Source organism: Paenibacillus sp. Dod16 (assembly GCF_049893405.1).
Classification (GTDB): domain Bacteria; phylum Bacillota; class Bacilli; order Paenibacillales; family Paenibacillaceae; genus Paenibacillus_AQ.
Genome location: NZ_JBNDYG010000035.1, coordinates 24,826 through 46,200, shown reverse-complemented (window position 1 = coordinate 46,200; position 21,375 = coordinate 24,826). Strand labels below are relative to the sequence as shown.

The 21,375-nt window shown below is 49.0% G+C and carries 25 protein-coding genes; 22 read left to right on the top strand and 3 right to left on the bottom strand.

From position 1 onward, the window contains the following. The first annotated feature begins 7 nt into the window (after window positions 1-7). From ACPV3A_RS24130 to ACPV3A_RS24065, 14 genes are all read left to right on the top strand, one after another. Window positions 8-2,215, top strand: a complete 2,208-nt coding sequence (locus ACPV3A_RS24130; protein ID WP_426201683.1) for a phage tail tape measure protein — start codon at window positions 8-10, stop codon at window positions 2,213-2,215. After that, complete coding sequence (locus tag ACPV3A_RS24125) at window positions 2,215-2,745, top strand: phage baseplate protein (RefSeq protein WP_426201681.1); 531 nt, start codon at window positions 2,215-2,217, stop codon at window positions 2,743-2,745. The genes ACPV3A_RS24130 and ACPV3A_RS24125 overlap by 1 nt, the downstream gene beginning before the upstream one ends. Before the next feature lie 8 nt (window positions 2,746-2,753). Then, a complete protein-coding gene (locus ACPV3A_RS24120; protein WP_426201679.1) occupies window positions 2,754-3,074 on the top strand; it encodes a phage baseplate plug family protein in 321 nt (106 codons plus the stop codon). After that, the gene (locus tag ACPV3A_RS24115) at window positions 3,067-3,855 is read left to right on the top strand and encodes a phage protein (RefSeq protein WP_426201677.1); all 789 of its coding nucleotides are present in this window, start codon (window positions 3,067-3,069) and stop codon (window positions 3,853-3,855) included. The genes ACPV3A_RS24120 and ACPV3A_RS24115 overlap by 8 nt, the downstream gene beginning before the upstream one ends. Continuing rightward, window positions 3,852-4,232, top strand: a complete 381-nt coding sequence (locus tag ACPV3A_RS24110; RefSeq protein ID WP_426201675.1) for a Gp138 family membrane-puncturing spike protein — start codon at window positions 3,852-3,854, stop codon at window positions 4,230-4,232. The genes ACPV3A_RS24115 and ACPV3A_RS24110 overlap by 4 nt, the downstream gene beginning before the upstream one ends. After that, window positions 4,229-4,594, top strand: a complete 366-nt coding sequence (locus ACPV3A_RS24105; RefSeq protein ID WP_426201673.1) for a DUF2634 domain-containing protein — start codon at window positions 4,229-4,231, stop codon at window positions 4,592-4,594. Before ACPV3A_RS24110 ends, ACPV3A_RS24105 begins: the two co-directional genes overlap by 4 nt. Continuing rightward, a complete protein-coding gene (locus tag ACPV3A_RS24100) occupies window positions 4,584-5,756 on the top strand; it encodes a baseplate J/gp47 family protein (protein WP_426201671.1) in 1,173 nt (390 codons plus the stop codon). Before ACPV3A_RS24105 ends, ACPV3A_RS24100 begins: the two co-directional genes overlap by 11 nt. Continuing rightward, window positions 5,749-6,390: a hypothetical protein gene (locus ACPV3A_RS24095; protein WP_426201670.1), complete on the top strand. Its 642-nt coding sequence runs from the start codon at window positions 5,749-5,751 to the stop codon at window positions 6,388-6,390. Before ACPV3A_RS24100 ends, ACPV3A_RS24095 begins: the two co-directional genes overlap by 8 nt. A gap of 11 nt (window positions 6,391-6,401) precedes the next feature. After that, the gene (locus ACPV3A_RS24090) at window positions 6,402-7,604 is read left to right on the top strand and encodes a hypothetical protein (protein ID WP_426201668.1); all 1,203 of its coding nucleotides are present in this window, start codon (window positions 6,402-6,404) and stop codon (window positions 7,602-7,604) included. An 18-nt stretch (window positions 7,605-7,622) separates the two neighbouring features. Further along, complete coding sequence (locus tag ACPV3A_RS24085) at window positions 7,623-8,063, top strand: hypothetical protein (protein ID WP_426201666.1); 441 nt, start codon at window positions 7,623-7,625, stop codon at window positions 8,061-8,063. After that, on the top strand, window positions 8,064-8,204 hold the full coding sequence (locus tag ACPV3A_RS24080; protein ID WP_426201665.1) for an XkdX family protein: 141 nt from the start codon (window positions 8,064-8,066) through the stop codon (window positions 8,202-8,204). An 82-nt stretch (window positions 8,205-8,286) separates the two neighbouring features. Next, window positions 8,287-8,676 carry a hypothetical protein gene (locus ACPV3A_RS24075; RefSeq protein WP_426201663.1) on the top strand — a complete coding sequence of 130 codons (390 nt, stop codon included), beginning with the start codon at window positions 8,287-8,289 and terminating at the stop codon, window positions 8,674-8,676. A 17-nt stretch (window positions 8,677-8,693) separates the two neighbouring features. Further along, window positions 8,694-8,975, top strand: a complete 282-nt coding sequence (locus ACPV3A_RS24070; RefSeq protein ID WP_426201661.1) for a phage holin family protein — start codon at window positions 8,694-8,696, stop codon at window positions 8,973-8,975. Next, window positions 8,959-9,783: a GH25 family lysozyme gene (locus tag ACPV3A_RS24065; RefSeq protein WP_426201659.1), complete on the top strand. Its 825-nt coding sequence runs from the start codon at window positions 8,959-8,961 to the stop codon at window positions 9,781-9,783. Before ACPV3A_RS24070 ends, ACPV3A_RS24065 begins: the two co-directional genes overlap by 17 nt. Window positions 9,784-10,273: 490 nt before the next feature. Here the strand turns inward: ACPV3A_RS24065 and ACPV3A_RS24060 are convergent, their stop codons facing one another. Continuing rightward, window positions 10,274-10,816, bottom strand: coding sequence for a PH domain-containing protein (locus ACPV3A_RS24060; RefSeq protein WP_426201658.1), 543 nt, complete (start codon window positions 10,814-10,816; stop codon window positions 10,274-10,276). A 338-nt stretch (window positions 10,817-11,154) separates the two neighbouring features. Beyond that, window positions 11,155-11,568: a hypothetical protein gene (locus tag ACPV3A_RS24055; protein ID WP_426201656.1), complete on the bottom strand. Its 414-nt coding sequence runs from the start codon at window positions 11,566-11,568 to the stop codon at window positions 11,155-11,157. A 127-nt stretch (window positions 11,569-11,695) separates the two neighbouring features. Here ACPV3A_RS24055 and ACPV3A_RS24050 point away from each other — a divergent pair, with 127 nt between their 5' ends. Further along, window positions 11,696-11,890: a hypothetical protein gene (locus ACPV3A_RS24050; protein ID WP_426201654.1), complete on the top strand. Its 195-nt coding sequence runs from the start codon at window positions 11,696-11,698 to the stop codon at window positions 11,888-11,890. A gap of 127 nt (window positions 11,891-12,017) precedes the next feature. Here the strand turns inward: ACPV3A_RS24050 and ACPV3A_RS24045 are convergent, their stop codons facing one another. Next, window positions 12,018-12,233 (bottom strand): helix-turn-helix domain-containing protein, encoded by a 216-nt coding sequence (locus ACPV3A_RS24045; protein WP_426201652.1) that lies wholly within the window; start codon window positions 12,231-12,233, stop codon window positions 12,018-12,020. Window positions 12,234-12,332: 99 nt separating this feature from the next. Between ACPV3A_RS24045 and ACPV3A_RS24040 the strand changes: the two genes are divergently transcribed. The 7 genes from ACPV3A_RS24040 to ACPV3A_RS24010 all read left to right on the top strand — a co-directional run bounded on the left by ACPV3A_RS24040 (window position 12,333) and on the right by ACPV3A_RS24010 (window position 21,306). Beyond that, window positions 12,333-12,554 (top strand): helix-turn-helix domain-containing protein, encoded by a 222-nt coding sequence (locus ACPV3A_RS24040; protein WP_426201650.1) that lies wholly within the window; start codon window positions 12,333-12,335, stop codon window positions 12,552-12,554. Between the two features lie 248 nt (window positions 12,555-12,802). Further along, window positions 12,803-13,924 (top strand): deoxyribonuclease IV, encoded by a 1,122-nt coding sequence (locus ACPV3A_RS24035; protein ID WP_071222600.1) that lies wholly within the window; start codon window positions 12,803-12,805, stop codon window positions 13,922-13,924. A gap of 129 nt (window positions 13,925-14,053) precedes the next feature. Beyond that, a complete protein-coding gene (gene purU, locus ACPV3A_RS24030) occupies window positions 14,054-14,953 on the top strand; it encodes a formyltetrahydrofolate deformylase (RefSeq protein WP_216530669.1) in 900 nt (299 codons plus the stop codon). 350 nt (window positions 14,954-15,303) lie between these two features. Continuing rightward, a complete protein-coding gene (locus ACPV3A_RS24025) occupies window positions 15,304-17,703 on the top strand; it encodes a DUF7408 domain-containing protein (protein ID WP_426201648.1) in 2,400 nt (799 codons plus the stop codon). Continuing rightward, the gene (locus ACPV3A_RS24020) at window positions 17,700-18,629 is read left to right on the top strand and encodes an ATP-binding cassette domain-containing protein (protein ID WP_426201646.1); all 930 of its coding nucleotides are present in this window, start codon (window positions 17,700-17,702) and stop codon (window positions 18,627-18,629) included. Before ACPV3A_RS24025 ends, ACPV3A_RS24020 begins: the two co-directional genes overlap by 4 nt. Continuing rightward, the gene (locus ACPV3A_RS24015) at window positions 18,626-19,573 is read left to right on the top strand and encodes an ABC transporter permease (RefSeq protein WP_426201644.1); all 948 of its coding nucleotides are present in this window, start codon (window positions 18,626-18,628) and stop codon (window positions 19,571-19,573) included. Before ACPV3A_RS24020 ends, ACPV3A_RS24015 begins: the two co-directional genes overlap by 4 nt. 35 nt (window positions 19,574-19,608) lie before the next feature. Next, on the top strand, window positions 19,609-21,306 hold the full coding sequence (locus ACPV3A_RS24010) for a phage tail tape measure protein (RefSeq protein ID WP_426201642.1): 1,698 nt from the start codon (window positions 19,609-19,611) through the stop codon (window positions 21,304-21,306). The last annotated feature ends 69 nt before the right edge of the window (window positions 21,307-21,375 follow it).

Below are 21,375 nucleotides of genomic sequence, written 5' to 3'. Positions count from 1 at the left end.
GTAGCGGGTGGCAGTAATCAGTAACCTAATGTTCGCGGTCGGCTTTAAGGTCGCCGATGGTGCCTTAAGGAAAGCAGACAAGCAAGTGCAGCAAATGGAACAGAATTGGGCGGCTGTAGGGGTTGCTGCTGGTGTCGTAACGGCTGCGGTTGTTGGTATTGGTGTAGCATCGGTTAACGCGTCCAATGAGTTCAATGATTCTATGAAAACAATACAGATGGCAACCGGTATGACAGCGGAGCAGATGGAAGAAACGAAGGCCGTTGCTACGGACCTGTACAATGATAATTTCGGGGAAAATTGGCAGGACCTTGGCAGCGCGATTGCAAGTGTGAAACAGATTACCGGGGATACCGGCGATGCTCTGGAAAGCACGACCCGGAATGCATTGCTGCTCCGGGATGCGTTTGGCTATGAGGTTAACGAGTCGGCACGAGCAGCCAAGACGATGATGGAAAACTTCGGCATCTCATCCGAAGAAGCATTTAATTTGGTGGCTCAAGGGGCGCAGCAGGGCCTTGATTTCTCGGGTGAACTCATTGATACCATTAATGAATATTCGCTGCAGTTTAAGGCGCTTGGTTTTGATGCCAATGAAATGTTTGATACGTTGGCAGCGGGATCGGCAGAAGGCGCATTTAATTTAGATAAGGTAGCGGATGCTGTCAAAGAATTTGGTATCCGGTCCAAGGATGCCGGTGATACTGGCGCAATCGAAGCGTTTGAAATGCTTGGTCTCAACGCCGATCAGATGATGCGTACCTTTGCCGCTGGTGGACCAGCTGCGAAAGATGCATTTACGCAGATTACCCGAATGATTGGGGATATTGAAGATCCGGTAGCGCAAAACACCGTAGCTGTTGGGTTGTTCGGCACCCAGTTTGAAGACCTGCAGAAAGATGTCATCACCGCTATGGGGTACGTTGACAGTCAGTTCGACATGACCATTGATAAGATGGGTGAGCTGAATGACATCAAGATGAACACGCCGGGGGAAGCGTTTGCCCGGATTGGTCGGCAGATGGAGACGGGGATCCTAAAACCATTGGGTGACAAGTTAATGCCATACCTGCTGGAATTTGCCGAATGGCTAGAGGCCGCGGGGCCCAAGATTACAGAAGTCGGCGGAGCTATTATGGATACGTTAGCGAAGGGGTTTGGTATCGCAGGCGATACAGCAAAGTTTCTCGCGGAAAATATAGATGTTATTGGCCCAGCATTAGGGGCGTTCGCAATCATAATAGGCATTAAGCTTGTTCCTGTGTTATGGGCTATGTCTGTAGCTGGATGGGCTGCGGTTGCTCCGTGGCTGCCGTTCATTGCTATTGCCTTGGCTGTAGCTGCGGCGGTCGCTGGCGTGATTCTGATATTCAAAAATTGGGGAGCAATAAGCACATGGCTAACCAATGTTTGGAACACCTTTAAAACATGGGTGGTCGGTCTATTCACCTCAGTTGGAGAGTTCTTTATTACCTGGGGGAATATCATCTGGAATGCCATTACCTCTGCCGTCATGAATATTGTGAATACCGTGGTTGCAAACTGGCAGGCGTTTAGCGCGATGACACGAGCGGTATTCAATGCGATTGTCGGGTTCTTTACAAGCACATGGAATTCCATTTGGAGCACTATTACCAATATCGCCAATAACATTGCATCGTTCGTCAACGGCGTATGGGAAAAGATCAAGACAACAGCAACCAACACATGGGAAGGGATATCCACGGGCCTATCCAATATGTGGACGAACGTTAAAAATAATTTCGCTAATGGCGTAAACTTCATCACCGGCCTGATCAATGACATGATTGCCAAGATCAATAGCGCATTATCGATCAAACTGCCGGACTGGCTGGGCGGTAAGGAATTCGCCATTAACATTCCAGAAATCCCGGAAATCCCGGTCGATGGCAGCCACGCCAACGGTCTTGCGAATGTGCCGTTTGATGGATACGTTGCGGAGCTGCATGAAGGGGAACGGGTACTGACGGCAGAAGAGAACAAGGCATATTCGGCCGGCAGCGGGGATTCCTCTTTGGCACCGGCTCGAGCGAGCAGCGCAGGTGGCGCAACATCCCGGCAAGAAATCAGCCTGAACATTAATTTGAATGGATCATCTGTTGGTCCGGCAGAAAAATCGGTGCTGCTTGCAGAAATCAATGCTCTGTTTGAAAGCGTCATGCGCCGAAACGGTTTGGAGGTGGCAACGGACTAATGGCAACCATTAACGGGCATTATCTCTTGGTTGAAGATGAGTCGTATGATTTTTCCATTGACGTTACGGATCAGCCGGTGGAAAAGGACATCGATGTCACGGACCATGTACAGCGGAAGCCGCGCGTCCTTTCCTTGACCGGGGTCGTGGTAGAGAATGCGGCCAAATTTGAAGCGTTTCTAAAAGATGCGAGTGAGAAAGGAAGCATCGTTCGCTATGTTGGCCGGACGACATTCACGGGTCTGATCACCGGTTTTGCACCAACTCGGAATTATAAGAATGCGACCGGGTTTGCTTACTCGTTGACCATTAAGGAAATCCGGGTCGCAACAACCTCTTATGTTAATGACTTGCCATTGCCAGTGAAAGCCCAGACGGTCAAGATCGTCAACTCCGGGACAAAGCAGACCAAGGACAAAAAGAAAAGCAAAAAAAGTTCCAAAACGTCTAGCAAGAAGACTTCGAAAAAATCCACGAAAGAGAAAGTGGAAAAGGTCAAATTTAAGCCGGGCAGCCCGTGGGCGAATTGAGGTGACACATGGAGTACATCGACATTGAAAAAGAACAAACACCCTATCGCTTTGATATTTCACTTGCAGAAGAGAATTTTACTTTTGAGGTCCATTACAATGCCGAATATGACTTTTTCACGGTGGACCTAGAGCGTGACGGGGATGTTTTGGCGGTCGGTGAAAAGCTGGTCTATGGAATGCCGCTATTTTATGACATCATGGATAACCGATTCCCCAAGCTGCCGATCGTGCCGTTTGACGAATCAGACAAAAGCAGAGCTGTGACATGGGAGACGCTCGGGAAAAGTGTCTTTTTATATGTGATTGAAGGTGAGGATGATGAATAATTTCGGTCGGGTGGCCGAGGTCATGACGGAGAACATGAAGTTTTCTATGGATGATTTCAACATTGAGGCGACAATCCCTTTTGATAACGATACGCTGCCGAATGAGGCGGAGATCAAGATATGGAACCTTTCGAGTGACACCCTGAACAACATCAAACGAAATAAGGTGCTGATGATGAATGCCGGGTACCGGGATGATTCCGGTGTTGTTCTTCACGGCTATATTTCCAGTGTGAAGACTCAGCGGGACGGCGTGGACAAAATCACGATCATCAATGTGCTTGATTCGCAAGACCTGTCGAAGCGGGAGGTTAAGGAAATCGCCTACGCCAAGGGCACACTTGCCAGCCACATCATTAAGGAAATGGCCCGGTATATTGGGTTGCCTGTGGCTCAAATGCAACTCAACCAAGATTACCGTTATCAGGACGGCTACACGGCCAAGGGTCCAGTGACTGAAATCATTTCCAAGGTGGCGAAGGATTGCGGTACATCGGTTTACATCAATAAAGGAAAATTGTATGTGCGCAGCCTCCGAAAGGGCGGGGATAGCGTATTTAATCTGACCAAGAAAACCGGATTAATCGAGTCCCCCGAGTATTTCGAAGACAACGGCGCAAGAGGGTATAACGTGAAATCTCAGCTGCAGTACCGTATTACTACGGCTTCGGTCATCAATCTGGAAAGCGAACAGTTTAGCGGCAAGCTGCATGTTCGAAGCGGTAGCCATCACATCAGCCGGACAGGCGATTTTTCAACGGAGATGGAGGCGTTGTTATGAGCAAAGCAGATGCAGCGGGCACTTTATCCAAGCTTATAGATGGATTCGTTAACCGAGCCATGGCCGGGGTACATGTGGCGATTCCGTGCCGCGTGGTGATGTTTGATGAAACGACATGCAGGGCGGATGTGCAGCCCCTTGTGAGAACGGGGGACGATATGCCTGCTGTCCTTCAATCCGTTCCGTCTCTTGGTCGAAAGCGGAAGATCGGGTCGGATATCGACGTCGAGAAGCCATTCTATGAAAAAGGCGATGTGGTTTATGTGGTATGTGCGGACCGGGAAATTAAGAATACATTACGCGGTCAAGTGGCCGCGCCGGACAGCACCCGGGTGCATGACATCAATGACGCCGTAATAGTGGGGGTGTTCCTATGATTTCACTGAAAGTGGATGACACCGGGGACCTTGTCTTCACCGGCGGCGAGTTGGATACGATCGAAGGCCCCGAAGAATTGGCACAATGCTGCCGGTTGGGCATCGGAACCAATAAAAATGAATGGTTTCTAAACCCGGAAATGGGAATTGATTTTAAGTTATTCCTTGGTAAAGACGTCAATGAAGCGCAAATGATGGACGAACTGACAGCCGGATTGCTGCAGGAGGCCCGGATCCAGTCTGTGGAGAATGTGGAGTTCACCATCAATCCTAAATCCCGGACGATGCTTGTTACATTTACGGCAACCGGGACGGATGGGGAAACGATTCAAGAAGAGGGGGTGATAGTCGGTGCTGGATAGAACCGGATTTAAACGGCGGCGATTCCAAGACTTGTATGACGAAATCGAAGACAAGGCCAAGGAAGCCTTTGGAGATAACATTAATACGTCTGAACGCTCGCCGCTGGGAATCATCCTGCGGCTTTTTGCATGGTTCTTGGCGATGATTTGGGGCACCGCCGAGGACGTTTATAACAGCGGATACAAGAACACGGCCCAAGGTAACAATCTGGACCGTCTTGGACCTTATTCGGGGGTCACACGCATATTGGAACAATGGGCGACCGGGACCGTTTTAGTCTCAGGAACCCCGGGCCGGACCGAGGATACAGGATTTCAGGTTGCCACGGAAACCGGTATTTATTTTGAGACGACGGAACCTTTCACGGTGGGTACCGACGGCACAGCGACCGTGCCAGTTGAGGCTCTAGAACCCGGTTCAAAGGGCAATGTAGCTGCCGGGTCGATTGTGATTATTGTGAATCCGAATCCTGATATCACGGCCGTAACGAACCCGGAGCGCACCCAAGGCGGACGGGAGAAGGAAACGGATGACGAGTTTAGAGACCGGATGGATCAGGCGGTGGCCGGGGGTGGCGCTGCTTCCTTGGATGCCCTTCGCGGCGCGCTGCTACGTCTGGAAAATGTGCGTGCGGCTGCCGTGATCGAGAATAACACCATACAGACGGACAGCGCCGGACGCCCTGCTAAATCCTATCAAGCGTACGTGCTTGGGGGAGACGATCAAACTATAGCCCAGACGATATTTGATAAGGGCGCGGCCGGAATTGAATCTCATGGAGACATTGCCATGCAAGTCATGGACCTTGGCGGCTATCCGCATACCGTCAAATTTAGCCGAGCGGAGGAAGTCCCTTTGCAAATCGAAGTGAATGTTACCCGAAATGACAGTTACCCGGCGAATGGTGATGATTTAATACGATCCGCCTTGGTCCGGTATGTCGGCGGTGAGGATGGCGGCAGCTATTACAACGGCCTGAACATGGGTGCCCAAGTAGTGTATACGCGGCTGATCAGTGCGGTGTACAGCGTCACCGGCGTTGAAGATGTTGACATCCGGGTAGGAACCGGCGGAACGATGGGGACGGGTAATGTTGCGATTGAGCCTTTCCAAGTCGCGCAAGTGAAAGCTTCTGATATTGAGGTGACCAGCCATGTTTAGTTTTAAGGATATGCTGCGGCGGTTTGCCGATGCCTACAATAAGGATCCACATAGCAATCTCGGTAAATTGATCGGCATTCTACATGGCCAACTGCAGCAGGTAAATGACAGCCTTGAACGAATCCGGGAATGGCGGTCTATTGATGATGCAGAAGGAACTACATTGGACCGGATAGGGGAAAACATCGTGCAAACACGCGGGGCTTCCACGGATGAAGTTTACCGGGTGCTTCTTAAATCCAAAATTGCGCGTAACCTTTCCAAGACTGACGTGAATACGATCATTCAGGTCCTATCCCTTGCGCTGGACTGCCCGTATTCTGACATCCGTATTGTCCAAAAGTTCAACGATCCATCAGAGCCGGAACCGGCTGCTATATCGCTGATCAAGGTTCCAACCAAACGGCTAAATGAAGTTGGGATGTCACCCTTACAGTTCGGACAGATCATTCAAAAAACGGTTGCGGCGGGTGTCCGGGTAGCTCAAATCGAGTTGACCGGGACGTTTCAATTCTCTTCGAAATATGCGGAGCTCGAAACCGGTCCGACTGGATTTGCAGACGAGGCAATGACGACAGGCGGGACCTTGGGGGAAGTTTATATCCCGGGTAACGATTACCCATTACCAATATAGGAGGGATTACCTTGGCTTTTGATAAACAAGTTCCTACTTGGAGCGCCCCCGGTGTGGAGCCTCCTGAATCGAAGAAGCAGGAAGGATGGCAAGTGAACGATAAACCGCCTGCCGCATGGTTGAATTGGTTTATGACGTTGTCTTCGGAATCCATCAAGGAGTTGCAAGAGAAGGCTGCAGAGAAGATTGACATCGGGGGATATGGGGTTACATCGAACAATGGTAACGCTTATGCAGTAACATTGAACCCTGCCCCAACGGAACCACTACCAGCGGGATATCGCATAACGATTAAAATAAATGCCGCGAGCACGGGCGCCCCGACACTTAATATTAACAATATCGGGGCTAAACCTGTGTTAAAAGCAAATGGCAGTGCAGCTAGCTTCAAAGCAAACGGTGTTTATACATTGGTTTATGACGGTACGTCTTTTTTCTTACAGGGGGGTGAAGGGGGGGAGGTAGGAACAGCGACTGCACCGGATGTACTACAAGGTAAAACGTTTCCTGGGGAAGACGGTCTGATTGTCGGTACCATGCCACATCTCACAGGCATTAGAAATGCTACTGGAACTGCAAAATGGGGTGATGGAGCATTAGCTGTATATCCCGAGAAAGGATATCAGAAAGGCGGCGTCGGTGACGGTGAAATCAAGGTGTCTCCTGCACAATTACAAGCCGCTGAAGGTGCACTTTCTCCGGGCAATTTACCGAAAGACGTTTCGATTTTTGGATTTTTGGGTGTTTTGGAACGTATGACCACAGCGGAAAAGCAAGCTATAGCTAATGCGATTACCGGCAAAGGTGTAGCAGCTTCAGTTAATGATACAAATACTGTTTTAGCAAATAAAATTGGGCAGATTAGAATATCTCCACGTAAAGCGTCAGGTCAAACCAATGCGTCAAACAGTTTGTACGGTATTACTTTTACAAATGGTAATACGGGAACCGTTTATGCGGTAACTGTTAATGGACTTGATTTTACACCCAGAGTAATAATCATTAGTGATGGAGGTTACAGAGTTCTTGGCTACTATAGTGTGGATATAGGAGCTTTCACACAAAAAATACGCAGAATGAGCGATGATATAACCGAAACATTAGATTATTTTATTTCGGGGAACTTGTATGTTAATAGTTCTGGGTTCAGACTTCCTGCCGGACCATTCAGCTATACAGCTGGAATGAGTTTTAATTGGTACGCTTATGAATGATAAAGAAGGTGAATGTGTATGAATATAGGCGCTAAAATTTACTTTGACAAAAGTACTGGTAATGTAATATTGAACACCCGTGATCGGACTGGAGACATTGTAGAAACTACTCGTGAACAAGATTTCGAGGTGTATGTCGAACTATCTGAACGTGTCCCCGAAACGGTTGAGATGGTCCAGTTAGAATATGGGGCGTATGCTGAAGATTATGCTCAAGGTGGAGCAATAACACGGATTGACTTAGAAACTCTCAAACCACTCTTTACGTATCGTGATCCTGAACCAGAGGTGCCACAAGAACCGCGAAAACCCTTAACTACCGAGGTCGACGAGCTGAATACAACGATCGGAACACTCTTACTGGATAACGCCAATGATAAGGCGACCATATCATCCCTTGAGGATACAGTGGGGACTTTGCTCTTTGAAGTGGCAGCACTGAAGGGAGGTGCAGGGTAGATGTGGTATTCGATCGTCAAACGCTACTATGATAATGAACATCCGTTATACAATTCCGAAAGCTTAAAGACTTTTGTTGTGGCAAAGATGATCACTCCAGATGAATACAAGCAAATCACAAACGTTGATTATGCAGCATAGAGCGCCGTAAGGCGTATTTTTTATGCCCCTGGGTGGTCCGGGGGCTATTTTTAATACAGAGAAATGATTGGGGGACGAGGGGATGACAACAACACAAGGGGTGGGTGACGTGCACGATGTAAACACATTGGTTAGTTTGCAAATTCAGCTCGCCAGAATTGAAGAGACTTTAAAACCATTAGCGGCATTGGTGCCGTCGGTGGCCGATGTCAAAGAGACGTCCCGGGAAGCATTGACATGCGCGCAGCAGGTGAAGCAGAAACTTGAAGGGCTGGAAGTTGAATTTAATCAGACGAAGATCATCGCAGAGGAAGCTCTACGGAAAGCAAACGCTGCGCTTGAGACGCAAAAGGCGCAGGCAGAGGACCAGAAGTGGTTTAAGCGTACGTTCTACGGGGTGGTAATCACCGGCATTGCTGGTGGAATCGTCGCTGCGGTCTGGACTGGTATCAAACTAGCTGCAATTAATTAATAGGAGGATGAACGAATATGGAGTGGAACGTGATTTTCGATTTGATTGACCCGCGGTTGTTTATCGTGGTAGCTGTTTGCTGGATTATTGGTGGAGTATTGAAGAAAACGCCGAAGGTGCCGGATTGGAGTATCGTTTATATCGTCGTCCTAGTCGCTGTATGGTTGGCTATTGGTCTTCTCGGGTGGTCGGTTGAAAACTTGATCCAAGGGATTCTGGCCGGTGCCTTTGCTGTGCTTGGACATCAATTCGTTAAGCAAGGTAAAGAGGGAGTGGAAACCAATGCAGAGCAGAAATAAGGGCAATGTCCAAGGGATCGACGTTTCCCATTGGCAAGGTAAAATCAACTGGCAGCAAGTAAAGGCAGATGGCAGAGAGTTCGCTTTCATCAAAGCAACTCAAGGAACGGCGCGTGTGGATCCACGATTTTATGAGAATGCGAAGGGGGCGCGGGGAGCTGGGCTTTTGGTGGGTGCATATCATTTCATGGATGCTATCACAGTACAAGCAGCGAAGCAGCAGGCTACCCATTTCGCAGAGACGATGAAGAAGGCCGGTGATGTGTTCGAATTGCCGCCGGTGATGGATTACGAGAATAACCCGGGTAATCTCAACAAGGCTACTATCAACGTCATTGCATTGGCATTCCTGAACGAGGTGGAGCGACTTACAGGCTGCCGGCCGATGATCTACACGGGCAATGCTTTTGCCGTCAATTTTGACACATCCCTTGGATCATATCCATTGTGGATTGCACGATACAGTAATACCCGAGTGCCGGATGATCGGGCAGCATGGAAACGCTGGACTATCTGGCAATTTAGTGATTCTGGCAAGGTCCCGGGTATTAGTGGCAACGTGGACCTGAATGAGTTCGACGGCACGCTGAATGATTTGAAGGCGTGGGCGAAGAAGATGAAACAGAAGGAAGACGCGGCTGCGGTGAGCGACAAGGTGAAAGTCATCGTGGATGGTAAGAAGATCAAAGACGGTAAACTAGTGGACGGAGTGACATACGTTCCACTGCGAGATGTTGGTGAAGCGCTGGGAGCAAAGATTGGATGGGACCAGAATACCAAGACAGCTACACTTAGTACAAAGGTATAAACCACTGTCGAGCGGCTATACTCATATTGAGTGATGATTCTTCCCTGTTGAACATTACTCGTCTCCACTTAGTTATTAGAGTTAACGTGGAAAGAACCCCTCGGCTTAGGCTGACGGGGTTCTTTTTTGCGTTCAGGCCTGATATAATACAAACATACATTCGCATGAAGGAGATGGACAAAATGCTGCCTGATTTCGAACGTAAGTTACTTCGAATCCTTATAAATTACCCGAGTCCAGTACATAACAGCCGCATGCCTGATTTTAGACGGATAGAAAGGATGACCGGGCGGCTCCGTCCAGATATACTGATAGGGCTCCAATACCTTGAGCATCAAGGGTTCATCGTGTGGCCGGATAAGTCCACGACAGATGGTATCCTGATCATTCGGACAGAAGATCTAGAGAAATCGCCGCCTAAGATGAGAAACATAGACTATTGGACATATTAAAACCCCTACCGGCTTAGTGCTGGAAGGGGTTCTTTAGATTATATAGATGATAACAGTTCACTCTTTTTGGCTTGATATTCTGTTTCGGTTATTATTTTTTTCTCGTAGAGCTCGTTTAATTTCTCAAGCTTGGTAAAAGCGTCTGCTTTATTAGGTGTGTTTTCAGGAGTCTGATTACCGACCTCTTTTGGGCGAGAAATACTTTCTCTAATTAAAGCGGTTATAAGTCTTGACTCTTCATAATCCATATTGTCAATGAATGCTTCATTACCCATGGCAAGGATTTTTATTTTCCCTAAGAGCAGAGGGGGAACCTTTTCATTTTCAATCGAGGTTATTTTATCAAAAGTGAATTCTTCTGTTTTGGATCCTCCAAAGAGAACTTTAGTTAATAAAATCACTCTCGAGTCAGTCACCACAATAATACCAGGCGTTTTATTATACCTTCCCTTTGCGATCTCGGTGATTCTTTCTTGAGAGAGAAGGATTTTCGGTAGTTCTTTAACCTCTGACATTTTAGACAGTTTGGAGTTACCTTTTACCGATTCGATTTGCTCTTTAATCTCGTCTAAATTTGGCAATATTTACACCGCCCTTTTTTTGTTCCATTTTACCAGCATGACAGAGATGTTTCTACATTAATAATACTTCATTAAGTATTTAGGTCTTTTCGAGGCTTTTTCACAAGGGTTCTGTCATACAAAAATGGCTTACCGTGATACATCCATCTTTCCGATTGCTTTTCTTTCTTATATATAACAAGTTTAATCTCCAAATTCGCGACCTTTTTCTGAAACTGTGAAGCATATTTTTTGCACCATTTTAATCCTGATTCTTCACTTTCACTATGATAGGTTCTAAGAATGAATCCATTTACAGTCATCTCGAATTTACACATACTCACGCTGTTTCAATCCCCTCAATATGTATTCCATAAAGCCTCATTAGACCCTTTTCTATCTTCATATATACTTATATCAAGTCCCAGGTACTTACGCATTAGAATAGAAGCCTCAGCAGAAATAAACTCCCATCTCAACTCCATTTCAGATTCATATCCTCTACATTTAAACCGTGTCATCAAACCATCAGAAGTCTTGCTTTGTGATGTTATTTTTAGTCCGCGCTCAAAAAAGTGTCTCTTTGCATAATGAAAATCCTCGTTTGCTCGTTTGATTGCAATTTTGAGGAAATCTGTATAAGGTTCTGGTGACTTGAAATGTTGTTCGATAATCTTTGAATCACGTTCGAATGCAGAAATGATAAAGGGAAGTATTGCATATCGTTTGACATGAAAACGATCTTCATGTGAGATAGCCTCCAAAATACTCAAGTATAGCCCCTCCTATACATCGGGATCATACGTTCTATGATATCTTTTCACAAACATGAAAACAAGGCTTGATAAGAACTTATGTTCGTAGTAATATGATTTCAACACACATCAGAGGTGACATTCTATGGAAACTTATTCATTCATTTGTGAACCTGTGACAAATAACAGAGAAGTTAAGAGTGTGATAGCAAGACATGAATCAAAAATGAAGTCGCCGTGTTATGTTAGCTTGTTAACGGATAAAGGCGTAAAGAAATACTACGCTGAAAAAAGCAATTTATCTTTGAAAGATGCCGGATGGATTGTGGTTGAAAAATGAGTGGATATGAACATAGTTTAAATAAGGTATATTTTACCAATTGAGGGGTAGAGGAAATAGAGGTATAATTTAACAAACCGGAGCAAATTGCTCTGGATGTCTCAAGAGGGTGCGGTATTCCCGCTACTTACTCTTCTATCCACTCATACAGATTTTCCATGCTGCACTTAAGTATTTTCGAGGCGATATACATATCCTCAGGCGACATCGTTCTTTCGTTTCGGCAGAAATGTGAAATCATCCTAGGGTGTCTTCCAGACCTAACGGCGTAGTCATTTTGTGACATTCCCCTAGCTATGAGCAGATCAGGAAGTAAGCATCTCCCTCTGGAGACGCGTTTCAATTTGCTTGCTCCTTTCGAAGGACGGTGATTCAAGGATAAATTTTACCATGATATCTCTTGAGGTGTAAGTACAACGAGAAAATACGGAGGCGGAGTCGTATGAATAAGGGGAGTAAATACAGGCGGGGCGATTCGATAGGCTTAAAAGAACTAAGGGAGTTCAGAGGATTAACTATTGAGTCGGCGGCAAAATCAATTGGAATAAGTGGGTATCAACTTGATCACTACGAAAATAATCCTGGCGATACACCGGTATCTATTGCTATAAAGCTCGCGAGCGTCTTGAATTGTGATTATGACCTTATTACATTCGAAGAATAATAACGTGAAGAGCCCAAACGTCTGCTGGAGACGAAGGGCTCTTTTTTAATTTTCCCCACAATCCACCCACAAAAACACGTTCCAACACCTTCCATCGCATTCCTTCTGTTTCCAACGTGAAATGCCGAGAACCCACGTCATTATTGGATTCCTTCCAAGAATGTCCTCCCGATTCCATCTCTTCTAGATTTATTTCGATATACAAGCTAAAATAGGTGTAATTGTGTGTTAAAAAAGGGGGATGCAGCATGTTGAAAATTGGTTCCCACGTGTCGTTTTCGGACAAGGGATTGCTGACTGCGACGGCTGAAGCCACATCATATGGCTCAAGCTCGTTCATGATATATACCGGCGCACCGCAAAACACGCGTCGCAAGCCGATCGATTCCATGTTTATCGAAGAAGGCAAAGCCGCCATGCAGGAAAGCGGTATTGAGGAGATCGTGGTCCATGCGCCGTACATTATTAATCTCGGATCGTACAAGCCCAACACGTTTGAGCTGGCGGTAAGCTTTTTGCAAGAGGAGATCCGCCGCACGCATGCGGTCGGCGTGAAGAATATCGTTCTCCATCCCGGCGCGTATACCGATAAGGATGCGGAATACGGCATCGACCGAATTGCCGAAGGCCTTAATGAAGTGCTCGGCGGTACGGATGAGACCGAAGTGAAGATTGCACTGGAGACGATGGCCGGCAAAGGCACCGAGATGGGACGCAGTTTTGAAGAAATTGCTTCCATTATTGATAAGGTGAAGTACAATGACCGTTTGGCCATCTGCCTCGACACCTGCCATATTCATGATGCGGGTTATGATATCGTAAATGATCTGGACGGCGTTCTGGAGCAGTTCGATAAGCTGATCGGACTCGACCGGTTAACGGTCGTGCACGTGAATGACAGCAAGAATCCGCGTGGAGCGGGTAAAGACCGTCATACGCCGATTGGAACCGGATGGATCGGCTATGAAGCCATTCAAAGAGTGGTTCATCATGAGAAGCTTCAGGGCAGACCGTTCATTCTGGAGACGCCGTGGATCGGTAAAGATCCGAAAACGCAGCGTCCGATGTATGAGATCGAGATTGCGCTTTTGCGCGGGGATGTGGAAGGCCGTTTCGGGCCGACTTTTGCTCAGCAAGTAGAAGAACTGGGTGCTTTCTTTGCGAAGGAAGGCATCGAATCCCGTTCGTTCGTGCTGGATACCTGGACGCTTCTGAAGAATGATGCCAAAGCCAAAAAGGCCGATCCTCGCGAACCGATGGAGCGCCTGTATGATATGGTCATGGCAGCCGGCCTGCTGTCCGACCTTTCGGAGGAGCAGATCAATCAGCGCCTGATCGCTTGGTTGTCCGGTGTTTCCCTGACTTCATAAGCTTCATTAAATGGCTTTATATTCAGAATACTAAGGCATTCTCGGGATAACGTCCGCAAGTCGCGGCATGTTTTCCTGAGAGGCCGATTGACGTTAATTGCAGATTTAAAAGGAGGATCACCAAGTCTCATGGAAATTCACATCAAGAAGGATCTGCCGTCTGCGGCAGGTCAGTACCCTAATCGCGCCCGCATGCTGATCTCCTGTCCGGATGGACCGGGAATTGTGGCGGCGGTCTCCCAGTTTCTGTACCAGCATGGTGCCAACATTGTCCAGTCTGATCAATATACAATGGATCCGGCCGGCGGCATGTTTTTTATGCGGGTTGAATTTGATCTGGAGGATTTGAACACGAAGCTTCCCCAGCTGGAGGAGTCCTTCCGGGAAGTTGCCGATCAATTCCGTATGGAATGGAATATCTACCATGCGGTCCGTAAGAAACGGCTGGCGATTTTTGTTTCAAAAGAAGATCACTGCCTTGTAGAGCTGTTGTGGCAATGGCAGGCCGGCGATCTGGACGCGGATATCGCACTGGTGGTAAGCAACCATCTGGATATGAAGGAATACGTGGAATCGTTCGGTATCCCGTATCACCACATTCCGGTTACGGCGGATACGAAGCCTCAAGCGGAGCAGCGTCAGCTGGATGTGATCGGCGATGATATCGACGTGATTATCCTTGCGCGTTACATGCAGATTATTTCGCCAACCTTTATCGAACATTACCGCAACCGGATTATCAACATTCACCATTCCTTCCTTCCGGCCTTTGTCGGCGGCAAGCCTTATGCGCAAGCCTATAACCGCGGGGTGAAAATTATCGGAGCAACCGCCCATTATGTAACCGAAGAGCTGGATGGCGGGCCGATTATTGAGCAGGACGTGCAGCGCGTTAGCCACCGGGATGATGTCAACGAGTTGAAGCGTATTGGCCGTACCATCGAACGCGTGGTGCTTGCAAGAGCCGTCAAATGGCATGTTGAGGATCGGATTCTGGTGCATAACAATAAAACGGTTGTATTCAACTAACGGTCTGCGTAAGATTTGCAAGCGTAAGTATGATCAGACAGGAAGACAGCCAGCAGGTTTGGAAACAGAACGAACACGATGGCGAGCGATGCCAGAGTAACCGGGCCTGTGCCTGAGATACAAGTAAGATATGAGGCTGTATTCGGACGATTCATCATAGATAGTACAATGGAGCAGCCTAACACTTTAACGCTGCAATGGATTACCCCTTGATCCCGCTCCTCTTATTGGAGTGGGATTTTTATTTATGGAAGGAAACGTCAAACTTTTTATAGATTCGACTCGTCAATATAGTTGAACTTGTGAAGAGAACCTTTACATACGTCTTCTGAACATAGGTGTCATTTGTCATGAGAAAGCAATTTATATGTGGAGAGGGGAATCATCAGTTGTCGTTTTATACAAAAAAAACGTGGATGTTGCTGCAGATGGTGGCGCTGCTGATTGTTGCAACGTTATCCTTCTCGTTCCCGGCCGGAAACGTCTACGCCGACGGAGCGAAGATTGGCATTCAATCCGAAATGGGTTATCAAGGCAAGATTAAACATGATAAATGGAATCCGCTCAAACTGACCTTAACCAGTGACCGGGATATATCCGGTGACGTGGTCGTGCAGATTCAGAACTACAATGGCTTCGGATATCAAACCTCCTACGTCCAGCAGGTGGACCTGCCGAAGGATACGCCGAAGGAAGTCGTGATCGGCATTCCAGGGGCTGTGCTGAATAAAGATAATAACCAGATCCTGTTCTATGAAGGGTCTTATACCAAGGGGAAGCAGATTCCGTTTGCCTCAGGTAAAAATTACGTGCAGGCTTCTCCATATCAGGGCGCACTCATCGCCGTGTTATCCGATGATCCGGATACAATGAATTTCATGAATGTCCTTAACGGCAAGGGCAACAGCGTGAATGTGTTCCCGCTTAAGAACGCCAGCGTTCCATCGGATGGAATGCTGCTGAACGGACTGGACGTCATCCTGATCAACAATTTTGCTTCCGATACGCTGTCAGAGCCTCAACGCAAGGCGATTACAGATTGGGTGAATGGCGGCGGCACCCTGATTCTGGCCGGCGGCGCTGGATATGCCAAAACAGCGGCACCGTTTGCCGACATCACGCCGGTCGCTGCGGATGGGACCACCACCGTTCATTCGCTGGCTGAGCTGGAGAAGCTTGGCGGGAAACCGCTGAAACTGGATGGGGCATTTACCATTTCCACAGCGAAAGCGGTGGAAGGCGCCCAAATCGGAATTGAAGCGGACGGACAACCTTTGTTTGCCTCGAAAGCCTATGGCCAAGGAAGTGTTCAATATGCGGCCTATGATCTGGCTATGGAGCCGGTGAGCTCATGGGCAGGCCATCCGGATGCATGGGCATCAATATTGCGCAATAGCCTTCCCATGGTGGGCGCTCAGAATGGCATGTACTACAATTCGCTGATGGACAGTTTGAATTACGTTCTGGAGTATTTTCCATCACTGAAGATGCCTTCCTTCACGCTGCTGTTGTGGATGCTCATTATTTATGCGGTCGTCGTTGCGCCGCTGCTCTACTATATCTTGAAGAAGGCGGACAAGCGGGAATGGGCGTGGTTCTTGATCCCGATCATTGCCGTCATCGCGAGCGGTTCCGTTTACGTGGTCGGTTCATCGGACAAGACGCGGGAACTCGCGCACACCATCAACTTGATTGAACTAAACGGTCAGGGGGATGCGGTTAAATCGACGGCTTCCGCATTTTTCACGCCTCGAAGCGGGAACTATGCTTTGGAATTTCCGGAGAATACGTATTTGAAAACGGGGCAGTCCCAGACCAGGTTTGGAGGAATGGGCGAGAATAAGAGTTTTGTCCGAGTGGAGCAGGCGTCCACGACGCTGGAGCTACGCGACATGTCCCAATGGTCATTAGCCAAGGTCTGGGTGGACCGTCAAGGAACCGAGGAGATGGGGCGTCTGGGCATGGATTTGAAGCTGGATGCCAAAGGAGAATTAAACGGTAAGGTCACCAATGACACGATTAACGATTTGACCGAGGTTGTGCTGGTTGTCGGGGGCAAAGCCTACAAGCTGGGAGATATCAAGAAGGGAGATGCTGCAGCCGTTCCTCAGGACCCGAAACAAATCATCAAGTTTACAGGCGGTGACTTGTCCGGGATGCTGTACCCTTATTCGCAGAATGATCCGAAACAGCGTGAGCGTGATATTTTGTCCCAATACGGATATTCCAACAGAATGGTCAACAGAGATGCTTACATCTTGGGATGGAGCAAGGACCATTTGACGAATTATACGCTGAAAGGCGCTGAGGTGGACAGTGATCAGCTCAATTTCTGGATACAGCCCGTGGAGATGGATTGGGGATTGAACGGGGAGATTAACATTCCTTACGGCTTCCTGTCTCCCGAAATATCGCAGGTGAATGCGCCGATGTTCGGGGTTTACCCTCATGGGGTTGAAATGGGACAGGGCAGCTTGATCGCCGAATTCCCGTTAATTTCGGAAGGCAACGTGAAGTATTCGGAATTGTCCGTGAAAGGCACCAAATTCAACAACAACGTTACGATGGAGATCTGGAACTCGAAGAAGAGCGCATGGGAGCCTGTTACAGACGCGAACAATGTGTTTACCATTACCAAGAATCCGGAGCAGTATATCGTGGGGAATCGGATCCGCTTCATGATCACCGCCAAGGATCAGACCAACTTTATGATGCCGGAGCTGTCTGTGAAGGGGGAGGCCACTCAATGATCGAGATTAGAAACCTGAGTAAAAAATATGGAACGTTCCATGCGTTGAAGGACATCAGTCTTCATATCGAAAAAGGGACGGTGTTTGGATTTGTCGGTCCGAACGGAGCCGGCAAATCCACAACGATGTCCATATTGGCCACCCTGATGCTGCCAACCTCGGGTGTTGCCAAGGTCGGCGGCTTCGACGTGACCCAGCATCCCAAGGAGGTCCGCAAGCGGATCGGCTACATGCCCGATTTCTTTGGCGTGTATGACCAGCTGAAGTCTACCGAATATTTGCATTTTTACGGGGCGAGTTACGGCATTCCGCGCGCCGAGCGGGAACAGCTCATTCCGCAGCTCCTAGAGCTGGTCAACCTGAGCGACAAAGCGGATACCTACGTCGACAGTCTCTCGCGGGGCATGAAGCAGCGTTTATGCCTTGCCCGGTGCCTGGTGCATGATCCGGACGTCTTGATTCTGGATGAGCCGGCTTCGGGGCTGGATCCGCGGGCGCGGATCGAGATGCGTGAAATATTGAAGGAATTGAAGCTGATGGGCAAGACGATCATCATTTCGTCACATATTTTGCCTGAGCTGGCGGAGATGGTGGATGAAATCGGCGTGATTGAGCACGGCGAGATGGTTGCCCAAGGCAAGGTGGCCGATATTCAGAGCCGTCTCCGCGTAAAAAAAGTCATCCACATCCGCACGCTCGAGCGTGAAGAAGAATTGGCCGAGAAGCTGCGGGACGAACCGTTTGTCACGTCGGTATTAACGGATAACACCGGCGTCCATGTTCATTACGGCGGGGRTGACACGCAGCAAAGCGCTCTGCTGCGGCAGGTGGTCTCCTGGGAAATTCCGATTGTCTCGTTTCAGGAAGCGCAGAGCAATCTGGAGGATGTATTCCTCGAAATTACCAAAGGAGGGCCCCGCGAATGAATTGGAGCAGAAAGCTAATTAATCCGGTCATTGACAAGGAATTTCGGCTGCGGATGCGTTCTACGCGTTCCATGCTGTCGGTGTTATTTTATGTATTGGCTCTCGGAGCCGTTGCGATGGGCTTCATTTATCTCTTCTTATATTTGGGACAGCGGGGACCACAGCGATTCGATCCGCAGATGAGCCAAATGATGTTCTATGTGCTGAGTTTTGCCCAGCTTGTCCTCATCGCATTCATGGCGCCCGCTCTTACCGCCGGTGTCATCAGCAGCGAGCGGGAGAAGCAAACGCTGAGCATGCTGCTGACAACGCAGCAGAGCTCGGCCACGATTGTGCTGAGCAAGCTGGTGTCGGCACTCAGCTTCATGACACTGATCGTGCTGGCTACCCTGCCGGTATACAGCATTGTTTTCCTGTATGGGGGGATTTCGCCGAAACAGCTCATATCCGTCTTTATTTTTTATTTATTCGTGATGCTGCTGCTCGGTTCGCTTGGGGTGATGTTCTCGACTTTATTCAAAAGAACCATCGTCGCGATTATTGTCACCTACGGTGCGGGACTGATTATCTTCCTTATAACAGGACTGCTGTATTTGTTCTTCATGGGAATTGAACAGCAGAATATGTATCAAAGCGGGCAGGCGCCAACGCCAGGCAGCTATTCCTGGGTCGGATATTTGCTGGGCTTGAATCCGGCTGGGGCGATGATGAGTTTGTTTAACCCGTCCTTCTCAAAAGACGTGTTCCTGTTGTACGGCGGAAGCTTGAACAGCAAGGCTCCCATTGAATTGTGGCTGGAATTTTTCATCGTCTATTCGGTTGTGATCGTTCTCGCCCTGTGGGTTGCCGTACGAAATATCCGTCCTGTCGCAAGGCGGAAACGTAAGGATAAGAACGAAGAACAGCTCCCGCAAGTATCGGAAATGACGCGGGACGAAGCGTAACCTAAAGCATAACAGCAGGATAAGGAGGAAGAGCAATGGACAACATCATGCGTTTTATCGAAGCCGCGAGACGGCGGCTGCAGCGATTCCGCGTCATAACGTATGTTTTATACGGACTGATGGCAGGGTTTGCCGCACTGCTGCTGCTTCTGGTGCTGGGGAGATTCGTGCCCATAGCCTGGCTTCCCGTTGCATCCGTCGCCATTCCTGTTGGGGCAGGCTTCGTAGGTTTGTTATGGGGATGGCTGCTCCGGGTTCCGATCGAAGAGGCTGCTTCTGCGATGGATCATGTTCCTGACGAAGCGGAGCGAAGTGACATGATGGTAACGGCACTATCGTTCAAAGAAGAGGAATCGCAGGCTGCAAAATGGCAGCGCGAGCAGGCGGAGCGCTATGGCGCACGTTTTGCAGAGCAATTGCCGAAACGACTTCCTTACCCTAACCGTAAAAGACATCTCTTGATCTGTGGCGCTTCGCTGGCTGCCGTGCTCATCCTTGTTTTTGTTCCGAATCCGATGGATAAGAAGGTGGAAGCGGCAAAAGAGGCGCAGAGCTGGATGAAGGAGCAGGCAGCCAAAACTGAAAAGCTGGCGGAAGAACTCCAGAAAGAAACGATCGATCCTGCTGACAGGAAGAAGCTGCAGGAGAAGCTGGATGCCTTGAAAAAAGCGCTGGAGCGTGAGAAGCATCCCGAGCAAGCGCTGGAGAAGCTGGAAGAAGCCATGAAAGAGCTGGAGAAAATGGCGAAACAGCAGGAGGAAAAAGCGAAGGCATTGTCGGAGCTGGCCCAAAAAATGCAGCAGGAGAAGGCGTTGTCCCAGGTGGGGAAAAAGCTTGCCGAAGGCATGGCCGATGAGCTCAAGCAGGAAATGAAGAAACTCACCGAGCAGGTGAAAAGGATGTCCCAGGAAGAGAAGAACGAGCTGGCCGATGCTTTGAAAAAACTGGCAGAGGAAGCAGCCAAGCAACTGGAGGACGGGAAGCTGGAGCAAGAGCTCAAGAAAGCGGCAGACTCGCTGAAGGAAGGCAAGCTGCCGAAAGAGCTGGAAGAAGCGCTCCAGCAGCTGGCCGAGGAGCTGGCTAAAGCGGCTCAAGCTAAAGCCGCATCCGACAGTCAATCGCAATCCGCCGCTTCGCTGGCGTCCTCCCTTGCTTCGCAAGGACTGAGCTTGGCCGATCAGATGACGGCTGCCGGGATGTCGGTATCGGATGCCTGGAGTAACGGCGGCAGTGCGGAGGCGTTGGCGCAGGCGGGATCCGGGGAAGGCTCGGGAGAAGAAGGCGAAGGCTCGGAGGGAAGCCCCGGAGAAGGTGGCTCCGGGGCCGGTCAAGGTCAAGGTCAAGGTCAAGGTCAAGGCGCCGGCAGTGGTTCCGGTTCGGGGAGCGGCTCTGGATCAGGAGCAGGCTCCGGCTCAGGCGGCAGCGGAGGATCGGGAAGCGGAACCGGAAGCGGAGCCGGCTTTGGCTCAGGCGGTCGCGAGCTTGTGACGATCCCTAGGGATTTCAAGGGCAGCGGCAATGTGCAGAACGATTCCGGCGAGATCAAGGGCAGCGGAGGAGATATTCAGAAGGGCGGCGTTTCGCCGACCGTTCCGGGTATGTCCAGGCCTTATGAGGAAGTGTATCGCGATTATGAGACCGAAGCGCGCAAAACGTTAGATCGCAATCCGCTGCCTGACCAGATGCAAGGGTTGGTCGAGGAATATTTCATACAGATCAATCCGAATCCGTAGGGGATGGAAGAATCGATTACGGAAGCTAGAATGAGTACTTGAACTTTACCAAGAAGATGGAGGTTTCGT

Bases quoted from the DNA above. Each gene is read 5' to 3' on its own strand.
- ACPV3A_RS24125 (WP_426201681.1), top strand. From the start codon at position 2,215: ATGGCAACCATTAACGGGCATTATCTCTTGGTTGAAGATGAGTCGTAT.
- ACPV3A_RS24120 (WP_426201679.1), top strand. From the start codon at position 2,754: ATGGAGTACATCGACATTGAAAAAGAACAAACACCCTATCGCTTTGAT.
- ACPV3A_RS24115 (WP_426201677.1), top strand. From the start codon at position 3,067: ATGAATAATTTCGGTCGGGTGGCCGAGGTCATGACGGAGAACATGAAG.
- ACPV3A_RS24110 (WP_426201675.1), top strand. From the start codon at position 3,852: ATGAGCAAAGCAGATGCAGCGGGCACTTTATCCAAGCTTATAGATGGA.
- ACPV3A_RS24105 (WP_426201673.1), top strand. From the start codon at position 4,229: ATGATTTCACTGAAAGTGGATGACACCGGGGACCTTGTCTTCACCGGC.
- ACPV3A_RS24095 (WP_426201670.1), top strand. From the start codon at position 5,749: ATGTTTAGTTTTAAGGATATGCTGCGGCGGTTTGCCGATGCCTACAAT.
- ACPV3A_RS24085 (WP_426201666.1), top strand. From the start codon at position 7,623: ATGAATATAGGCGCTAAAATTTACTTTGACAAAAGTACTGGTAATGTA.
- ACPV3A_RS24080 (WP_426201665.1), top strand. From the start codon at position 8,064: ATGTGGTATTCGATCGTCAAACGCTACTATGATAATGAACATCCGTTA.
- ACPV3A_RS24075 (WP_426201663.1), top strand. From the start codon at position 8,287: ATGACAACAACACAAGGGGTGGGTGACGTGCACGATGTAAACACATTG.
- ACPV3A_RS24070 (WP_426201661.1), top strand. From the start codon at position 8,694: ATGGAGTGGAACGTGATTTTCGATTTGATTGACCCGCGGTTGTTTATC.
- ACPV3A_RS24065 (WP_426201659.1), top strand. From the start codon at position 8,959: ATGCAGAGCAGAAATAAGGGCAATGTCCAAGGGATCGACGTTTCCCAT.
- ACPV3A_RS24050 (WP_426201654.1), top strand. From the start codon at position 11,696: ATGGAAACTTATTCATTCATTTGTGAACCTGTGACAAATAACAGAGAA.
- ACPV3A_RS24040 (WP_426201650.1), top strand. From the start codon at position 12,333: ATGAATAAGGGGAGTAAATACAGGCGGGGCGATTCGATAGGCTTAAAA.
- ACPV3A_RS24035 (WP_071222600.1), top strand. From the start codon at position 12,803: ATGTTGAAAATTGGTTCCCACGTGTCGTTTTCGGACAAGGGATTGCTG.
- purU (WP_216530669.1), top strand. From the start codon at position 14,054: ATGGAAATTCACATCAAGAAGGATCTGCCGTCTGCGGCAGGTCAGTAC.
- ACPV3A_RS24025 (WP_426201648.1), top strand. From the start codon at position 15,304: ATGAGAAAGCAATTTATATGTGGAGAGGGGAATCATCAGTTGTCGTTT.
- ACPV3A_RS24015 (WP_426201644.1), top strand. From the start codon at position 18,626: ATGAATTGGAGCAGAAAGCTAATTAATCCGGTCATTGACAAGGAATTT.
- ACPV3A_RS24010 (WP_426201642.1), top strand. From the start codon at position 19,609: ATGGACAACATCATGCGTTTTATCGAAGCCGCGAGACGGCGGCTGCAG.